The sequence below is a fragment of the Pseudoalteromonas sp. SR43-5 genome (genome assembly GCF_014163835.1).
Classification (GTDB): domain Bacteria; phylum Pseudomonadota; class Gammaproteobacteria; order Enterobacterales; family Alteromonadaceae; genus Pseudoalteromonas; species Pseudoalteromonas distincta.
Window position 1 is genome coordinate 119,586 of record NZ_JACJEA010000009.1, and the last position, 16,694, is coordinate 136,279.

The following is a 16,694-nucleotide window of genomic DNA, read 5'->3' on the forward strand; positions in this document are numbered from 1 at the left end:
CTTATCGCTCGTTATTAGCCCAAAGTAGCGCAAGCACACTGAATGAGCGCTTAGTCTGTAGTGGCGCAGCCAAAGCGCTGGATAAAATTGTGATGATTGTTTGTTTACATAATAGGTATGGAATGCGAATATAATTTAAACAGTTATTGTTATGTAATTTATTAGGTAATTTACTAGGTATTTTACTAGGTAATAAAAAGGAACTCACAGTGAAGAAAGCCTTAGTGATCATTTTATTGGTGCTTTCGTGGGCAAGCCAAGCCGACTCTATCAAAGCGCTAAATGTTGACCGTGCAGTACCAAATAGCATGCACTTATCGTTTGCAAACGATAGCAACATAACCCCTAAAAAAGGGGATTTTAAAATCGTTAATTATGTATTAATGAGCAATGAAGAGGGCGAACGCTGGGCTGTTATAACGCTAACTAACTTATCGTCGGGCAATCGAGAATTAGGCGAGGAGCACTTACTTGCACTTTTTGCTGACGGCAGCCGATTTATGCCAATGGAATTTAAACTCGGTTTTAAAGGCAACGAAACACAATCGGTAACTGTATCGTTTGCCGATTATAAATTCCCTATTTTAAGTGTGTATTCGAGTAACGACCAGTAGCATATTGGATAAGTTAAATATGCAGCAATTGCTTTAACTTATCTGCGCCGGCTCTGCTGGTGCTTAGTTCAGATTTAATATCGTCATTTACAATCACCATAAGTTTGCCATTAAACCAGCGCTGTATTTCTTTAATGTGGTCAATATTAACCAAATAACTGCGGTGGATTCGTACAAAGTTATGTGCTGCTAAAGCATGCTCAAGCTGATCAAGTGTATCGCTTAAATGATGAAATGTATCGCCATTCCACGCCAAACTATTGCCCTGCTCCGATTTAATAAATTTAATATTACTAGGGGAGAGTAAAAATATCCGCTCACCGTTTTTACTAATGAGCTTATTTATAGTGTTTTTGGTTAATGTAAACGTTTGCTCGTTGGGTTCGTGATTGACTAGGGTATGTGCACGTTGTTGCTCTAGTTGCTGCTGCGCTTTGGCGAGAGCTTTTTTTAGCCTAGCAATAGGAAAAGGTTTGAGTAAGTAGTCAGTTGAGGCGTGCTCAAAAGCTTCAATAGCAAATTGGTCATACGCGGTTGTGTAAATAATAATGGGCTGGTAGTTAAGTAAATCAATAAGCTCAAGGCCGTTAATTTCAGGCATTTGAATATCAAGTAATACCACATCAGGGGTCAGCTCATTGATTAATGTAATAGCCTCTTTGCCATTTGTAGCCATAGCCACCAATTCAACATGCCCCATTAAACTTAATTGATGGCTTAATTTTTCGCGAGCGGGAAGCTCGTCATCGGCAAATAATACGCGCATTTTAGTAATAGTATGTTGCTGGTTTTTGCTGTTCATAGTGCTAGCTCCAACGTAACCACTGCACCATTATTATTGCTAAGTAGTACCTTACTTTTACCAAGTTGTTTGACGCGCTTGAGTATGTTTTTCATCCCTACACCATTGCCATGCCCGTGCTTTATTACATCGCTCGAAAAACCCTTACCATTATCGCTAATTTGTATTTTAACGCCGTTTGGAAGCTCACTCAGGGTTATATTAAGTATTAGAGAAGTTTGGTTGGCGTTGTGTTTAATGGCGTTTTCAATAATTGGCTGAATAAGTAGCGGTGGTAGCGATATGTCTTTAAGCCTATTGGGAATATGGTAATTAACCTGAAGTTTATCGCCAAAGCGTGCTTTTTCAATATTTAAGTATTTTTCTATTATTGTAAGCTCTTGCTGTAAAGGTATTTGCTGTTGCTCGGCGGTCTCAAGGGAGTACCTCAAAATATCAGCAAGCTCATGCAGTACTTCATCGGCTAAATCAGGGTTTGTATGAATATAGGCCGAAATTGTATTTAAGCTATTAAACATAAAGTGAGGGTTTAGTTGATATCGTAATGTAGCAAGTTGGGCTTGTTTAAGTGCGTGTTTTTCGGCTGTTGCGCGTTTTTTATTTTCAATAAAAATACTGGTAAAGTAAATACACGATCCCCAAAGTAAGCCGTTAAATACAACAAATACTCCCATCGATTTATGCCCATCAAAAAGCTGTGTGAGTAATATATCGGTAAGCACATTACCAAGTGCCATAAATACAACTGCAATTAACCATTCAAATGCTATTTTGTTAATGTGTTTATTGCGAAGGTAAAAAATAACTGCTGCCGCACTCCAAACAGGAAGCCAGTAAAAAGTTACGAACCACACAGTTGCAGCGAGTGCACTACCAGTAGTAAAGGGGGCAGAGTTCGCGATTATTAGCCCAAGGGCATAAGCAATATCTACAATAAGTAGAATAAAAAAGCTGTATTTATAAAAAGGATGTTTGAGCATAATAGGTGCTTCTTTTTGTAAGTGATTAAACCATATCAAAAAACAGTCAAAACCCAAATGATTTTGTGTTTTGACTGCTACTCATTCAAAAGTAAGTTAGCTCTTTGATTTGTAATGTGTTTTTTAATAGCTCATTGCTTGCGCCTGACATTTTACGCCACATTAAGTTAACCCCAGTTAATTCTGTTGCTGACCACGTAACTGGGCTACCAAAACCAAATTGTTTAAGTGTAGTGAAGGGAATATCAAGCGTGGTCCATTCATCGCGCGGCTTTAAAAGTACACTAAAGTGATCCCAATCTTTTACATCACTATGATAAACAGACAAAGCAAAAGGCGTGGTAGACCCTTTATACGTTAAGCGCACGCCTTTAAATGCAGAAGCATCAGCCGGTGATGTAAATTTTATTTCAGCGCCTGCCCACGCGCCAAAGCTTGTTGGCTTTGTAATGGTTGTATCTATAGTTAAGCTATTTTTATGCGTGGTAAGCGTTGCCACAGACTGACCACCCATTACCGAGTCGCTTAAGGCTTGCCATGGTGTATCACCGGTAAAATCATCAATAACATGCTGCGCTTGGCTGCTTTTAATTACTTCATTACAAGTGGGGCCTTGTGGCTTTATGGCTTTGTTTTGAGCAATAAGCGCTGGGCGGTCTACTTGTATACCTGCTTTATAAACCTCTGAGATAGTGTGAATATGGTTTATATCATCAAGTGGGTTTTGCTTAAGCAGTATAAAGCTTGCCTCAAAGCCTTTAGCAAGCTTACCAATACTATCTGCTTTATTGATCGCTTGTGCACCGTTAACTGTGGCTGCATTAATTATTTCACCATTTGTTAAGCCTGCTTTTTTAAGGGCATCTAGTTCGTTGTGTAACCCAGTACCGTGTAGCGTGTAAGGGTTTCCGGCATCAGAGCCTGTACCAATAGTAATATTAGCTTTATGTAGCTTTTGTATATTTGCATAAGCGGTTTTACGCTCCTCCCACGCGTGCTCTTTCCATTTTGAAGGTGCAGGCACGTTGTCAAACAAACACCCTTGAAGCTTTTCGGGAATGGTTTTTAGTAACTCGCTTTGTGAGCTAATAGTATGGTTATGCTTTTCATCGCTATGGTTATGATACACCGCAAGGGTAGGAATGTAGGTTACATTATGCTGTTTCATTAGCGTAATAAACTCATCGTCAATCGCTTCGCTATTAATACCGTGCGCTAAAGCCGTTGCACCGGCCTTAATAGCGCGTTTAGCATCACCTAGTGTAGAAACATGCACAAAATACGGTAAATTAGCCGCTGCAGATCGTTTACCTAGCTCGCTTAATTGGCTATCAGTTAATGATTTACCCACACCGCCAAAGGTTTCAATAACCGCTTTAGTTACATGTGGCTTAGTGCTTATATGTTTTTTCCATAGTGCAGCTATGTCTTCATCTTTTGCAATTTCGTATGCGTGGCCGCCAAACTGCGTGCCATGCCCGCCAGGGTTGGTAAACAAAGTCCCCGCATAAAAAAGGTTAGGGGTTAGTTGGGCTGCTTTTAATTGAGCGGCTTCGTTTAGGGTTTGCTCAAACGAAAACAAATCAACAATATTAGTTACGCCTAAATACAAATTAGAATTAAAGTGCGATTTAACCGGCAAATACTGAAACTCAGTAAAGTTACTGCCTGATGAACCCAAATGTACATGTAAATCAATTAAACCTGGTATTGCATATTGGTTGTTGGCATCAATAGTTTTATCGGCGTTTTGTAGTGGGTCGGTCGCTTTGGCAACGTTTACAATTTTACCATCGTCAATATAAAGCGAACTCGGCGCAGAAAAGCTTTGCGAATTACTTTGGTATACACGAATATTGTCGACTCGCAGGTCAATGGCATGCGCACTAAAGTGGCTTGTTAAACTCAGTGCTATAACTGTTTTTGTAATAATGTTCATGACTATATTCCTTATCAAAATAGGTATTTGGCGTTTTGTTGATAAGGAATTTAGCGAGTTTTTTAACCTGCTTCATTAATGTTTATCTGAATCGACATTATTTACCGTTGAACCGACACTAAAGTAAATAAACGTAGTGGTGCGCTCAGATTAACTGAACTAAATATTATGAATTAGCGATAGATCCCTTCGGCGGGTATGCCTATTTTAAAACAGGGTTTTAAAATTTAATCTTGTTTGAATGACTTTTAAAGGCGGCTAGGAGCGATTAACAGCCGCTCAAGCATCTTGTAATTGGAATCCATTTTTCTCTATAGCTGACGTTCGAACCTGCTTTACTAAAGCTAACTATTAGCCGAAAGCTGACATTAGTTTTTGTAAAAGAATAAACAGATTATTGGTAATTCAAACCAATATATACTGCATGTTTGAGGGGCTAGTGTAAGCTCGTTGCTGCCTTTGAACTTCCATCACTTGATGTTCATTTGAGCCTAAAGCAGTCAGTAATGAATTCGGTTTCAAGATCGCTTTGTGAGTATAGAAGACGCTAGCATTTAATTTTTACACAGATTTCTAATGAATTAATCATGTCAAATTACTGAAAATTATCAATAATAATGTAAATTAACAACTTAAATCGAGCAACCGTTAGTTAACAAAATCGACCCATTACTAACATTCTTTTTTTGAGGTGGTTTAACTATGGATGCCCTAGTTATGCTATAGGTGGTTTTAGCAATTAAACACTAAACTCTTCCCTAAACGAGTGACAAAATTGGATCAAACGGGCACCTTTAAAGCTTTTGGGCTGGAAGACCTGTCTGATGGGGAAATTTTGCCATAGATTGACAGCTTAGTTATATTTAGGATGTCTGATTTGGTTCGACTCTCAAAATGAAAAACTAACTTGCTAGCACCAAATAAAATGTTTAAATTTAGCTGTTTAGCCTAATTGCAACCGCTGGTTGACAAATTAACAACTTGACTTGCTGGTCTGCAACTACCTGACTTTCTATGCTTACCGCTCAACAACAAATGAAGGAATGAACTTTATGATTTTAGCAGAAAAGATTGTCAGATTAAGAAAACAAGTTGGTTGGTCGCAGGAAGAATTGGCTGAAAAGATGAATGTTTCTAGGCAGTCAGTGTCTAAGTGGGAAAGCACTAATAGCATACCTGATTTAAATAGGATAATTATACTGGCGGAGCTTTTTGACGTGTCTACTGACTTTCTACTAAGAGATGAGAATGAAGCTTTTGATTCTCATGATGAAAATAAAAAGCCTGATATCATTCAAATTAGTTTAGAACAAGCAGCAAAATATATTGAAAATAAGATGGAAGTGTCAGCCTTAATCACTAAAGGAGTTATACTTTGTTTATGCTCAGTAGTACCTTTGTTTTTCTTCTTGGCAATGGCTGAAACCAATCGATTGAACCTGACAGGCAATATCGCAGCAGCGATAGGAGTTGTGTGTATTGTAGTTATGGTCTCTATGGGAATAAATTTTTTTCTCAGAGCCAACCAATATGAAAGCGATATAGCGGTAATAGATAATGAAGCATTTGAATTAGCCTATGGTGTACATGGTGTTTTCAATGAAAAATTAACAAAGTTCAGACCTACCTATAATCGAAGATTATCGTTGGGTATATTTATGTTCATTATCAGTTTTGCACCTCTTATGTTTGCTAGTATGCTTTTCAGAGGCCCAAGTATAACTCTAATGATGCTAATTGTACTTATGCTCATCATAGCCGCTGGGATATACATTGTGTCTCCTGTTGCGGCTAAATACGAGGCTTATAACAATATTCTAAAAGATGGGCCTCTAGATACCGTAAAGAGTAGACGTGTAAAACGTGCTGAAAAACTCGCTGCATTCTACTGGCCTTTGCTAATCGCTATCTTTCTTGGTTGGAGCTTATGGACTATGGATTGGGGCGTAACTTGGATAATTTGGCCTGTAGGGGCTGTACTTTTCGCTGCACTGGTTGGATTAATGGAGTTGCTGGATAAAGAAGAGTGATGAACATGATATGCATCTTTATCAGCGATACAAAAACCTAATCTTAAATGGCAGAGATTAGGGGGATACAAATAAGTCATCTAAATATAAATACTTGAACAACCAGCTATGCTGGCATTTACGATCATCAATCTAGACCTAAATTCAAATACTATAAATGGCACTTTAGCGAAGTTCGGCTGTGAGCGTGAGGCAGACTGTGAGAAATTATTATGTATGAAGTCAATACTCGTCTCCTTGGTTATTACATTTTATGAACGTTCGTTACGAGCGTTCATGTTTTTTACTTTATATAAATGAATTATACCCTATGGTAAGCTTTTAAAAGCATTGTCAATGCTCTTAAGCTACATAGATTTAATAGGTACTCTTAATTGCTTTTGAGGTTTGATGGTTTGCATTAATAGGCATAGTGATACCAAAGCCACACCTATCCAACCAATTATCTTAAACCTTTCACCAATAACGAAAACGGCTAAAACAGTTGCAACTAATGGTTCTATTAAGGTAATTAATGTCGCTTTACTTGCATTTATATAATTCAAGCCAAAACCAAATAATAAGTACCCTAAAAACATTGGAATTACTGCCATATACAAAGATGCCAATGCATTGGTTGCGCTTGAAAATAAGTTATCACCTGTAAACCATAATGAAGGGAGTAACAATAAAGCAGCACAACCAAACAGTCCTGACATTGACGATTTCGAATGAACTCCACTTTCAATTAAACTCCTTGCTGCCCATGAATAACCTGCATAGGTTAATCCAGCAATACACCCCAAAAGAATACCCAGGCTCTGTTGATTAATACTGTATGAAGGATCATTACTCTGATCTCTACCTAACGTTAATAAAGTAATACCTATAGCTCCAATAACAAAACTCAGTACCCATTCCAGTGATATATTTTTTTTACTAATTAGGCTTTCAAGGATTGCAGCAAAAAAAGGTGCCGTAGCAATTGAAACTACAGTGCCAATTGCAACACCTGATAAACGCATTGAAGTATAAAATGCTAATGGATAGATAGCGACAGAAGCGGCACCTAAAAGTAATACCTTAGGCTGTGAAATCATGAGCTTATAATCTATAAATAACGTTTTTCGTGCTGTAATAACAAGTAGCACTCCCCCTATTCCCATAGAGAATGCACCAATTGCAAACGAACTCACATCAGGGGAATAGCTTGCTGCGGTGCCTGTTGTTCCCCACAAAAAACTAGCAATAATGATAGCAATTACACCTTTAAAACTTCCGTGATGACTTTGCATAGTGAAACCTGTTTTTTATTATTTCAATACAGAAATTGTATGCTAATGATGAAAGGAGTTTTTAACAATTAAGACGCTATCGTTGACAATAAAGACTAAGTTTACTTTTTGAATTTATTAGGTGGTAGGCCAAAGAATTGTGAAAACTTTCGGCTAAAGGCTGACGGCTCTTTGTAGCCTACTTTTTCACCAATGATTGATAGTGGATAATCTGTGTGTGTTAGTAAAGCTTGCGCTTTTTCCATACGAAGTTTGGTTACGTATTTCATCACAGTCATATTTGTTTGTTGCTTAAATAGTTTCTTAAACTGCGTTTCGCTTAGAAAAGCAGATTCAGCCAGGCGTTTAATGTGAAGTTGCTCTGCAATATTTTGCTCTATGAAGGATATTGCTGTACCAATACGGTTATCTACTTTTGACAATAAAGGTTGCTCTGCAAGCAGTAAACTGAACATTTCAAACATCGCCTGTTCTAATTGAGCATTAACTTTATTTTCTAATTGGTTTTCGATAAAGGTTAAGTAACTTTTAAGGGCTGAGTTAATTGCAAAAACAATACAGTGAGAAGATGAAATATTTAGGGGTAGGTTTTTCATGTCCACAACTACAAATCTAGCTTCAGTATCTGCAGTGAACAAGTGCTCTTCATTGGCTTTAACTACAACACATTCACTTGGCGCAACTTTACCATTGAAATCACCAACGCATATATTTATGACACCACGTAAAGGTAAAACCAATTGATTAAAGTGATGTGAGTGACGGGTTGGTTTTGTGCTATAAGAACGAATGGATAATAGATTTTTCATAATAACAGAAATGTATGGCCTTATTTCATCCTGATTTTGGTTATACATAGTAGAGCAATGGATGACAAAGTGAAGTGTTAGTTTTATTGGCTCTTTAACTTAAACCTCAATGACTGCAATGGTGGCTTAGCAGTCCCACTAAAGGCTTTGAAAGGTAATATCTGCTGTTGGCATTCTCCGCCACTCCACAACATAAAATGTTGATAATAATTGGCAAGGTATTTTACTGTGTCGGATGGCGCTTCGCTTATCCGACCTACACTTACACAAAGCCTCTTATTTGGCGTCTCTTACCGGTAAAATAAAGCGTTTACTCAATATTTATACCTTGCTTTAAAAGGTACTCCACTGTTTTATTAGTATGTGGCTTAAATGCTTTCCAACGGCCGATTGCTTTATTGTTAAGTGGTTGGCGTACTTGTACTTTACTGGCGGCAGAGACCGGTGCGGTGTTTAAGTGAAAGTCTATACACTGTGCTTGCCATTCTAAATTACAAAAGCTAACTAGCTCTTTTATTTGCTGCTCGGGCTGGGCGACTAGTTTTTCGTATTTTACTAATTTTATATTGCTATGCAGGGCGCTAAAGTGCTGCATGAGTTTATAAAAGCGGCTATTTAAAAAAGATAAATCCCCCATACTGGGGGCATTTATCACATTAGTATATGACCTTAATATAATTACTAGCGATGTTATTTTGAATTGGAAATTACTGGCCACTCGTCAACTAAAATGCCATTACCACAATCGTTGTCTGCATGTATTAAATTAGGTTTTAGATTAATCAGTTGTGGGAACGAAATGGTGTAATTGACCTTATAACCGCAAGAGCCAAAAGCAGAGTATAAGCGCAGAGACTTTAATTCATTCCCTATTTCACTAACTTCAATACTGCCGGTAATTAAATTAGTTTGCTTTAGCTCCCACTTATTATCAATAAAAGTAGGTTCTGACCAAGTTATGGGGTAAGCCATGTTAGTTAACGTCTTGACATAATAGGTCAAGTAACTGTCTTGATATGCTCCAGTGTTGCAAGCTAATGCAAGCAATTTATCACCCGAACTTAGCTTAAAAACTGAGACAAATCGATTGTTATGATGTTCGTCTTTGATAGAACAGTTGTCGTTTTTATTTAGTGAGCCAAGAAGCTTTTTTTGAGTTAATAGCTCAAAATCTAGAGGCAACTTTTGACCAGAGGGTATCTGCATTTTTAAGGGTTTATTATTCTTAATATCTGCATTGAGTGAAGCGGCATTAACATGCGAGCATAATAAAAAGATCATAACAAATAAGGTCATATTTAATTTCACCAAGAGTTAATCCATAAAAGTATATGTGTATTAAGCTAACGCTACATTTGTTGAGAATAATAACTTTTCAAATTCAAATGTACCTCGTGACGCTTTCAATAGTCGCTCAAAAATTATAGCGTCATTAGCAATCTCTAAAGCGTGATCTTGACCATTAATTATTCTCCTAGCTCCAATATAATTAGAAGTTGCACCTGATATAAATTGGCCTAGCTTCGCTTTAGCAAATAAACCTTCTCGCATGCCATAAGACATTATTGCATATGCAATTTTATGATTAAGTGCTAGGTCTGGATTTATATAGAGCTTATCTCCAAGCCCTAAAGCATCGCCAACCTTTTTATAATTATAATCCCATGTTAATTGTACATAACCCCTTCCGTAATATATGTTTTTTTCTACAGTTGAAGTAGTTGGAACATCGTGTACGCTACCTTACAGCTTACCTTTTCCTTTTCCCCACTCTTTAATTGGTTTCCAGGTACGTCCGCACTCACGTTTTACTGTCGCTAACATGTAAGCAATCCATCGGATATCGGTAATGTGAGGATCCATTACACACTCAATCAAGAGTTTTTTTAGATCATTAAATGCTTGCTCATTAGGGAACTGCTTTTTATATATTTTAATGAAGTGTTCATAATCAATAACTTGAACTTGATTTAAAAGGGCAGCTTCTTTGTGCTTTTTTAGAAAGTTCTGACTTAATGAGGCTACAAGTGCTTTGTGAGTTAAATCATTAGGTATAACTTTTTTACTTGGGTGTTTATTACCCAATGCAGCGGATTGAAATAGCTTTAGTTACTCTTCAGTTTTACTACCATAATATCCATCGGGCTTTAGTACTTTTTTACCGAAATACTTTTTTGTGGTACCTAATAAAAGCCTTTGTAGTACTAAAACATCTAGTGGGGCATTCCTAGCACCGTGACCAACACTATTAGTTAACCTTGTTATATTTACTAAGTTTAGTTCTTTAAATATTAACATTTTAATTCTTTAATTTTTATCCTTTAGTAACTATACCACTCACTATGTGGCCCCTTCAAGGGAACATTAGCTGAATTTTATTCCATTTAAATTATTCCTTTTCTATCAATATTTGTCAGTAAGCATTGGCAACTGTGTAAGTTTGATCGTCACAGTGCTTATATTTATTTTAAAAAGTAATTACCTGACTATAAATTAATTAAGCGAATTTATATAAAATAGAAGTGATATTTCATCCTATAATATCTTGTTGTTTTAAGTAGGTCTCAGCCTCATCAGTATGGGGCTTAAATGCCTTCCAACGGCCAATTGCTTTGTTGTTAAGTGGTTGGCGTACTTGCACTTTACTTGCAGTAGAGACCGGTGAGGTGTTTAAGTGAAAGTCTATACACTGTGCTTGCCACTCTAAATTACAAAAGCTAACTAGCTCTTTTATTTGCTGCTCGGGCTGGGCGACTAGTTCTTCGTATTTTACTAATTTTATATTGCTATGCAGGGCGCTAAAGTGCTGCATGAGTTTGTAAAAGCGGCTGTAAAATTTGGCAGTGTCGAGTAAATCGAGCGAGTACGCGTAGTAGGGGTTATTTATAGTAAATAACTGGCGATAGTTACCAATGCAGGTGTCCATTGGGTCGCGTAGCATGCAAATAATTTTAGCGTTTGGCAGGGCTTTGGTAATTAAGTCGATATAAAAAAAGTTAAACGGGAGTTTATCTATAAAGTGCTTATGGCTGCCTGTTATTACGCGTGTTGCGTTTAAATAGGTTGACCCAAGCTGATTAAAATCAAGCTCGTAGGCTTTACTGAGTGTTTGAGTGTCGAGCACATGGGGTGTTTGTGTTTGGCTGAGCCTTTTAACACTTAAGCCAAAGTCTTGCAGTTCACCGGCTGACTGCACGTCGCTGTGGCTCGATAAAATACGCTCTACCAATGTGGTGCCAGAGCGGGGCATGCCTAATACAAAAATAGGCTCTGCCGTTGGGTTACCTTGTGTCAGCGCTTGTGTGTGCTGTTCACTTAAGAGTTTAATATGTTCAAATAACTCAGTTGAGCTTTTATGATCAAACGGCTGTACAGCACGTTTTACTACTTTACCTTGCTCTAACGCGTTAAAAGCGTCTGAAAACTCACCAATATCTTGATACTCTTTAGCTAAAGCATGGCCAATATGCAGTTTTGCATCGGGGTTTGTTACTTGCTCAAACACGTTTTTTAAGCGTTCAATATGATTGTTTTGTGTACTTACTTTAGTTAAATCACTTAATGCAAAATGACTTTGATGGTGCAGCTGGTTAAGCGCTATGGCATTTTCAAAAGCGTGTCGGGCTTTATCAAATAGCCCTAAAAACTTAGCACTTACACCGTAGTTATAATAAAACTGAGGTTGAGCTTTGTTAGCTGCTGTAGACAGTGTAATAGCGCGCTCAAAGTAGTTAAGTGCTTGCTCGTGAATACCTGCTTGAGTAAGTGCAACGCCGAGTGTGTCGGCATCAAGTGCTTTAGTTATTTGCTTTAATGGCACCGATAGTGCGGTGTTTTTTGCTTTTTGTAATTCGCCAGTAAGTGCGTAACATTTAGCAAGTTGCGCGGTGTATTCAATACTTTGGCCAAGGGTGAGGGCTTTTTCGATGAGCTTTATTGCTTTGTGTATTTGCCCAACAGTTAAATTAACCATTGCCAGCAAAAAATACCCATCAGCAAAGTCTGGTTTGAGTGTAACTAACTCCACTAGGGCTTTGTGTGCTTGCTCTATTTTACCTTGGTTTAGGGAGTGTATTGCGCTTTGATGAAGTTGCTTTAAATTTGGCTGCATGGTTTTTGGTAATTATTTTGTGAAAGAAAATAAAAAGGCTCAAATAAATTTGAGCCTTAGAACATTGTTTAAAAATTACTATAAACTATATTTCAAATTTGTAGTTAAATTTAACACCCACCGTAAGCGGGCGATTAATGTAATGGCCGTAGTTACGTTGTATGTCGGCGCCATTAGCTGATGTTATATCGGCATCTGAACGACGAACGGATGTAACCGCGTATTTGTTGAATAGGTTATCAACATATAGGGTAGTTGACCATGCATCAGCTGTTAATTTAGCTGATATATTACTTAAGCTGTAACCTGGTAGTGTTTCGCCATTGTCATGCAAGCCAACTCTTGTAATTACATCGCTTTGCGCGGTTAAACCGTAGTTAATATCAAGCGTTTTGTCGTTAAATACATCTGTTTGATAGTTTACACCCATTGAGAACTGATGCTCTGGAGAGCCTGGTAAACGGTCGCCGTCTTCTGCGCCATCGGTACCATCAGCATTAAACAAAAATGGTGCATCTGATGTTAGCTCTGCTTTTGTATAAGCATAGGTTGCATAAACTGAAAACGAGTCAGATAAAATGGCACGGGTAGATATTTCAATCCCTTTTGCGTTAGCGCTACCTGCGTTAGATAAGTACGGTAGTTGGCCTACATCAGTAGCGCCCGCAATTTGTGCATCATCCCAATCTACGTTAAATAGCGCGGCGTTAAAATGAAGTTGGCTTCTAAACCAGGTGCTTTTAAAGCCTAACTCGTAGTTTGTTGTTGTATCGGCATCGTAAAGCATTTCTTCTGGACTACCACAACCTGCTTGGTTAGCTGGTAATGGATCAGGACACGGTGCTAAACCATTTGAACCGCCGATTCTAAATCCTTCACTTACCGTTACATAGCCCATGACTGAATTTGTGAATTGGTATTTAGCATTAAACTTAAAGAGGCTGCCGTTATCGTCAGCTTCATTTTTTTCAAAGTTTAATGAAATAGCATCAGGTGCTGCGTCATCAAATAAGGTATTAAATAATGGAAAATCTACAGCTGACTCAGATTCAACGTCGTATTGGTATAAACGCATACCTAAAGTTACGTCTAGTTTTTCTGTTACTTGGTAGCCTATTTCGCCAAATAAAGCTGATTCTGTTATTTCGGTACGATCTACCGAGAAGTACTCAAGTTGATCTGGGCGAGACTGCGAAGCGCCAAAGTTTTCTACTGCAAAGTCACCAAAGCCAGGCGTAAACTCTTTACTAGAAGCATCCGTTTCTATTTTGTTGTAAAACGCACCAACAATCCAGTTTAAGTCACTATCGCCTTGCGATACTAAACGCAGCTCTTGGGTGAAGGTGTCTTCTTCTTCAATCTCACGCGTGAAAGATGAAAACGAAGGAAACTCTTCATAGCCGTAATCAAGACGAATAAGTAAGTCTGTTTGGTCGCGTTGGCCGTCGGCATCAAAGCTCGAAATACCAGTAGCCGATACCAGCTCTGCAAAACCTAGGTCGGCTTTTAGCTCAAGGCTTAGTAATTGATCTTTTTTCTCGCGAGGCTCTTCAAAGCGATAAGCCGATTCGTATTTACCTATTACGTCGCTTAAACCGTTGTTTGAATTAAGGCTGTTGTAATGAACAATCGAGCGGCCTTCGCTGTCTTGGTTTTGGTAAAAGTAGTTAAGCGTACCTTCAAACGATTCATTTGGTTTAAAGCGAACAGAAATACGACCTGTAGTGGTGGTTTCGCCGTTGGCGTCTTTTACATTTTTAAGGTTGTTACTAACTGCTGAGCTATCGCTCCAATCTGGATCTGGCAACGATACGCCAGGCTCACGTACTACGTAGCCGTAATCGATAAAACCCGGATCTTCATATACGTTTAAGCTGGCGCGTACTGCTAATTTATCTTCAATAATAGGAAGGTTAAATATAAAACCGCCTTCGCCACCTAAAGAGTCACTTTCTTTTGTTTGAAACAGGTCGCCGTAAACTTCAAGCGATGTAAAATCAAGCTCAGGCTGTTTAAGCATGTAGCGAATTGCACCGCCTAATGTGCCTGCACCATAAAGGGTGCCTTGTGGCCCAATTAATACTTCAACACGCTCAATATCTACTAGGCGCATATCTACCGAAACTGGAATTTCGTTTATATAAGTAGATACTGTGCCGCCATCTGACGATGGACCAGAAGAATTTGTATTTAAACCACGAACAATAATAGGCGAGCCTGAGCGGCCACCTTGATCAGTAATTGTTAAACCAGGTACCCAGCGTGCTACATCCGCAAGCTCATTGATATTTTGATCTTTCATAATATCTGCATCAAGAGCGGTAATATTTAGCGGTGCATTTTGCACAGAGCCGCTGCGCCTTGTTGCTGTAACTTCAATTACTTCGAGTGATTTGTTTTTAGCGGCAACTTCTTCTTGAGCAAGAGCGGCATTTGGTAATAAAAATACGCTAGAAACAGCGCTCGAAATAGCCAAGGTTAACAAGCTTGGTTTAAACATAAAAAGTGATCCCCAGTTCAAATGTTTTACATTAGTAAATTAAGTTAAGTAGTTTATCAGGGAGTGAAGTAGCTGGGAATATTTAAATTGAATTTTAATTCACTTTTATAGAATAAATATGGCTTATTTTCAGGGTTTTTATTTGGTTAATAGGCAATACAAGCAATAGCTTAGTGGAATTAGGTACAGTTAGGTTAAAAATTACACCCTTGTTTAAAGGTAAATAGTCATTCATGTTTTAAAGCTGGTGTTATGACGTGCTCGTTAAACAGATTATTACATTAAAATTAATATTTCATAATGTCATTACTTATACTTTTATTAGCACTATTAAAGTGTGTTTTTATCCCCATTATGAGTGATAGTCGTAATTATAAGTGACTGCATAAGCTTTTGAGTGAGCGTGTTTGATTGCCGCTTCGTATTCTCTTTTTTATTTTGTCCGCACTTTTTTGTGCGTGTTTTTAAGGATTAACAATGAGCCAACTATTTTCGCCTTTATCACTTGGGCAAGTATCGTTAGATAACCGTATTATTATTGCCCCTATGTGCCAGTATTCAGCCAATAATGGCGCTGCTAGTGATTGGCATACTATTCATTTAGGCCAATTGAGTTTAAGTGGTGCAGGGTTACTTATTTTAGAAGCAACAGCAGTAAACCCAGAAGGGCGTATTAGCTACGGCGATTTAGGGCTTTGGAATAACGAAACCCAGCAAGCACTAGGCAAAAGCCTAAAAGCAGTAAGGCAATACAGCCCTATGCCTATTGGTATTCAGTTAGCGCATGCTGGACGCAAAGCATCGATTGAAAAACCATGGGACGGTGGCGATGCCATTGCACCTGATGATGTAAATGGCTGGCAAACGCTCGCACCTTCGGCAATTGCGTACGACGCTAACAGCCCAGTGCCAAAAGCAATGAGCCAATCTGACATAGATTCACTAATTAAAGATTTTGTAAGTGCAGCTAAACGCGCTGATGAACTCGGCCTTGATTTAATCGAGCTTCATGGTGCGCATGGTTACCTGTTACATCAATTTTTGTCGCCACTTTCAAACAAGCGAGATGACAACTACGGTGGCAGCCTAGAAAACAGAATGCGCTTATTACTTGATGTGTTTAAAGCGGTAAGAGCGGTATTCCCCAGTAATAAAGCAGTGGGTGTGCGTATTTCGGCAACCGATTGGGTTGAAAGTGGCTGGGATTTAGATCAATCGATAGTGCTTAGTAAAGCGCTTGATGAACTAGGTTGTGATTTTATTCATGTAAGTACGGCGGGCCTAAGCCCAGAGCAACAAATACCAGTTAAACCTAATTTCCAGGTACCGTTTGCAACAGCCATAAAAGAAGCAGTTAAAATGCCTGTTATAGCGGTGGGTTTAATTACACAGGCGCAACAAGCCGAAGATATTATTAGCGAGCAGCAAGCCGATGGCGTAGCACTAGCGCGTGGTATTTTATATAACCCGCACTGGCCGTGGCATGCAGCTGCAGAGCTTGGCACTACAGTAACTGCACCTAAACAGTATTTACGCTCAAGCCCACATGGGCAGCCATCACCAATAAAATAAAGTTTAGTTTTTTTGTAGAAACCCAACCCGCGTTTGCGGGTTGGGTTTTATTATTTTTATAAA

The 16,694-nt window shown here is 38.4% G+C and carries 15 protein-coding genes and 1 pseudogene; 3 read left to right on the top strand and 13 right to left on the bottom strand.

Going from position 1 to position 16,694, the window contains the following annotated elements:
* Positions 1 to 209: 209 nt before the first annotated feature.
* Positions 210 to 614, top strand: a complete 405-nt coding sequence (locus H5090_RS07410) for a hypothetical protein (RefSeq protein WP_024597346.1) — start codon at positions 210 to 212, stop codon at positions 612 to 614.
* Positions 615 to 627: 13 nt separating this feature from the next.
* On the opposite strand, the gene H5090_RS07415 is transcribed toward H5090_RS07410, so the two are convergent.
* From H5090_RS07415 to H5090_RS07425, 3 genes are read right to left on the bottom strand one after another with little or no spacing between them, the layout of a single operon-like run.
* The gene (locus H5090_RS07415; RefSeq protein WP_182695394.1) at positions 628 to 1,416 is read right to left on the bottom strand and encodes a LytTR family DNA-binding domain-containing protein; all 789 of its coding nucleotides are present in this window, start codon (positions 1,414 to 1,416) and stop codon (positions 628 to 630) included.
* Positions 1,413 to 2,453 carry a sensor histidine kinase gene (locus H5090_RS07420; protein ID WP_182695395.1) on the bottom strand — a complete coding sequence of 347 codons (1,041 nt, stop codon included), beginning with the start codon at positions 2,451 to 2,453 and terminating at the stop codon, positions 1,413 to 1,415. The genes H5090_RS07415 and H5090_RS07420 overlap by 4 nt, the downstream gene beginning before the upstream one ends.
* A 28-nt stretch (positions 2,454 to 2,481) precedes the next feature.
* Positions 2,482 to 4,335, bottom strand: a complete 1,854-nt coding sequence (locus tag H5090_RS07425; protein ID WP_182695396.1) for a CIA30 family protein — start codon at positions 4,333 to 4,335, stop codon at positions 2,482 to 2,484.
* A 1,052-nt stretch (positions 4,336 to 5,387) separates the two neighbouring features.
* Here H5090_RS07425 and H5090_RS07430 point away from each other — a divergent pair.
* Complete coding sequence (locus tag H5090_RS07430) at positions 5,388 to 6,365, top strand: helix-turn-helix domain-containing protein (protein WP_182695397.1); 978 nt, start codon at positions 5,388 to 5,390, stop codon at positions 6,363 to 6,365.
* Between the two features lie 347 nt (positions 6,366 to 6,712).
* On the opposite strand, the gene H5090_RS07435 is transcribed toward H5090_RS07430, so the two are convergent.
* The 10 genes and pseudogenes from H5090_RS07435 to H5090_RS07475 all read right to left on the bottom strand — a co-directional run bounded on the left by H5090_RS07435 (position 6,713) and on the right by H5090_RS07475 (position 15,059).
* The gene (locus H5090_RS07435) at positions 6,713 to 7,639 is read right to left on the bottom strand and encodes a DMT family transporter (RefSeq protein WP_182695398.1); all 927 of its coding nucleotides are present in this window, start codon (positions 7,637 to 7,639) and stop codon (positions 6,713 to 6,715) included.
* Positions 7,640 to 7,740: 101 nt separating this feature from the next.
* Entirely contained in the window at positions 7,741 to 8,448 is a 708-nt protein-coding gene (locus H5090_RS07440; protein ID WP_182695406.1) for an AraC family transcriptional regulator, read from the bottom strand.
* A 310-nt stretch (positions 8,449 to 8,758) separates the two neighbouring features.
* Positions 8,759 to 9,166, bottom strand: a complete 408-nt coding sequence (locus tag H5090_RS07445) for a sulfotransferase (protein ID WP_310736311.1) — start codon at positions 9,164 to 9,166, stop codon at positions 8,759 to 8,761.
* A complete protein-coding gene (locus H5090_RS07450; RefSeq protein WP_182692877.1) occupies positions 9,139 to 9,756 on the bottom strand; it encodes a hypothetical protein in 618 nt (205 codons plus the stop codon). Before H5090_RS07450 ends, H5090_RS07445 begins: the two co-directional genes overlap by 28 nt.
* A gap of 30 nt (positions 9,757 to 9,786) precedes the next feature.
* Positions 9,787 to 9,999 (bottom strand): hypothetical protein, encoded by a 213-nt coding sequence (locus tag H5090_RS20820; protein WP_259395068.1) that lies wholly within the window; start codon positions 9,997 to 9,999, stop codon positions 9,787 to 9,789.
* A 39-nt stretch (positions 10,000 to 10,038) separates the two neighbouring features.
* A pseudogene (locus tag H5090_RS21065) lies at positions 10,039 to 10,146 on the bottom strand (glycoside hydrolase family 19 protein); the annotation flags it as partial.
* Positions 10,147 to 10,191: 45 nt separating this feature from the next.
* Positions 10,192 to 10,533, bottom strand: coding sequence for a hypothetical protein (locus H5090_RS07460; RefSeq protein ID WP_182695399.1), 342 nt, complete (start codon positions 10,531 to 10,533; stop codon positions 10,192 to 10,194).
* Between the two features lie 24 nt (positions 10,534 to 10,557).
* Positions 10,558 to 10,746: a peptidoglycan-binding protein gene (locus tag H5090_RS07465; RefSeq protein ID WP_182695400.1), complete on the bottom strand. Its 189-nt coding sequence runs from the start codon at positions 10,744 to 10,746 to the stop codon at positions 10,558 to 10,560.
* Positions 10,747 to 10,978: 232 nt separating this feature from the next.
* Entirely contained in the window at positions 10,979 to 12,559 is a 1,581-nt protein-coding gene (locus H5090_RS07470; protein ID WP_182692874.1) for a sulfotransferase, read from the bottom strand.
* Positions 12,560 to 12,644: 85 nt separating this feature from the next.
* On the bottom strand, positions 12,645 to 15,059 hold the full coding sequence (locus tag H5090_RS07475; protein WP_182695401.1) for a TonB-dependent receptor: 2,415 nt from the start codon (positions 15,057 to 15,059) through the stop codon (positions 12,645 to 12,647).
* 477 nt (positions 15,060 to 15,536) lie between these two features.
* Between H5090_RS07475 and H5090_RS07480 the strand changes: the two genes are divergently transcribed.
* Positions 15,537 to 16,631, top strand: a complete 1,095-nt coding sequence (locus tag H5090_RS07480) for an NADH:flavin oxidoreductase/NADH oxidase (RefSeq protein WP_182695402.1) — start codon at positions 15,537 to 15,539, stop codon at positions 16,629 to 16,631.
* Positions 16,632 to 16,694 lie beyond the last annotated feature (63 nt).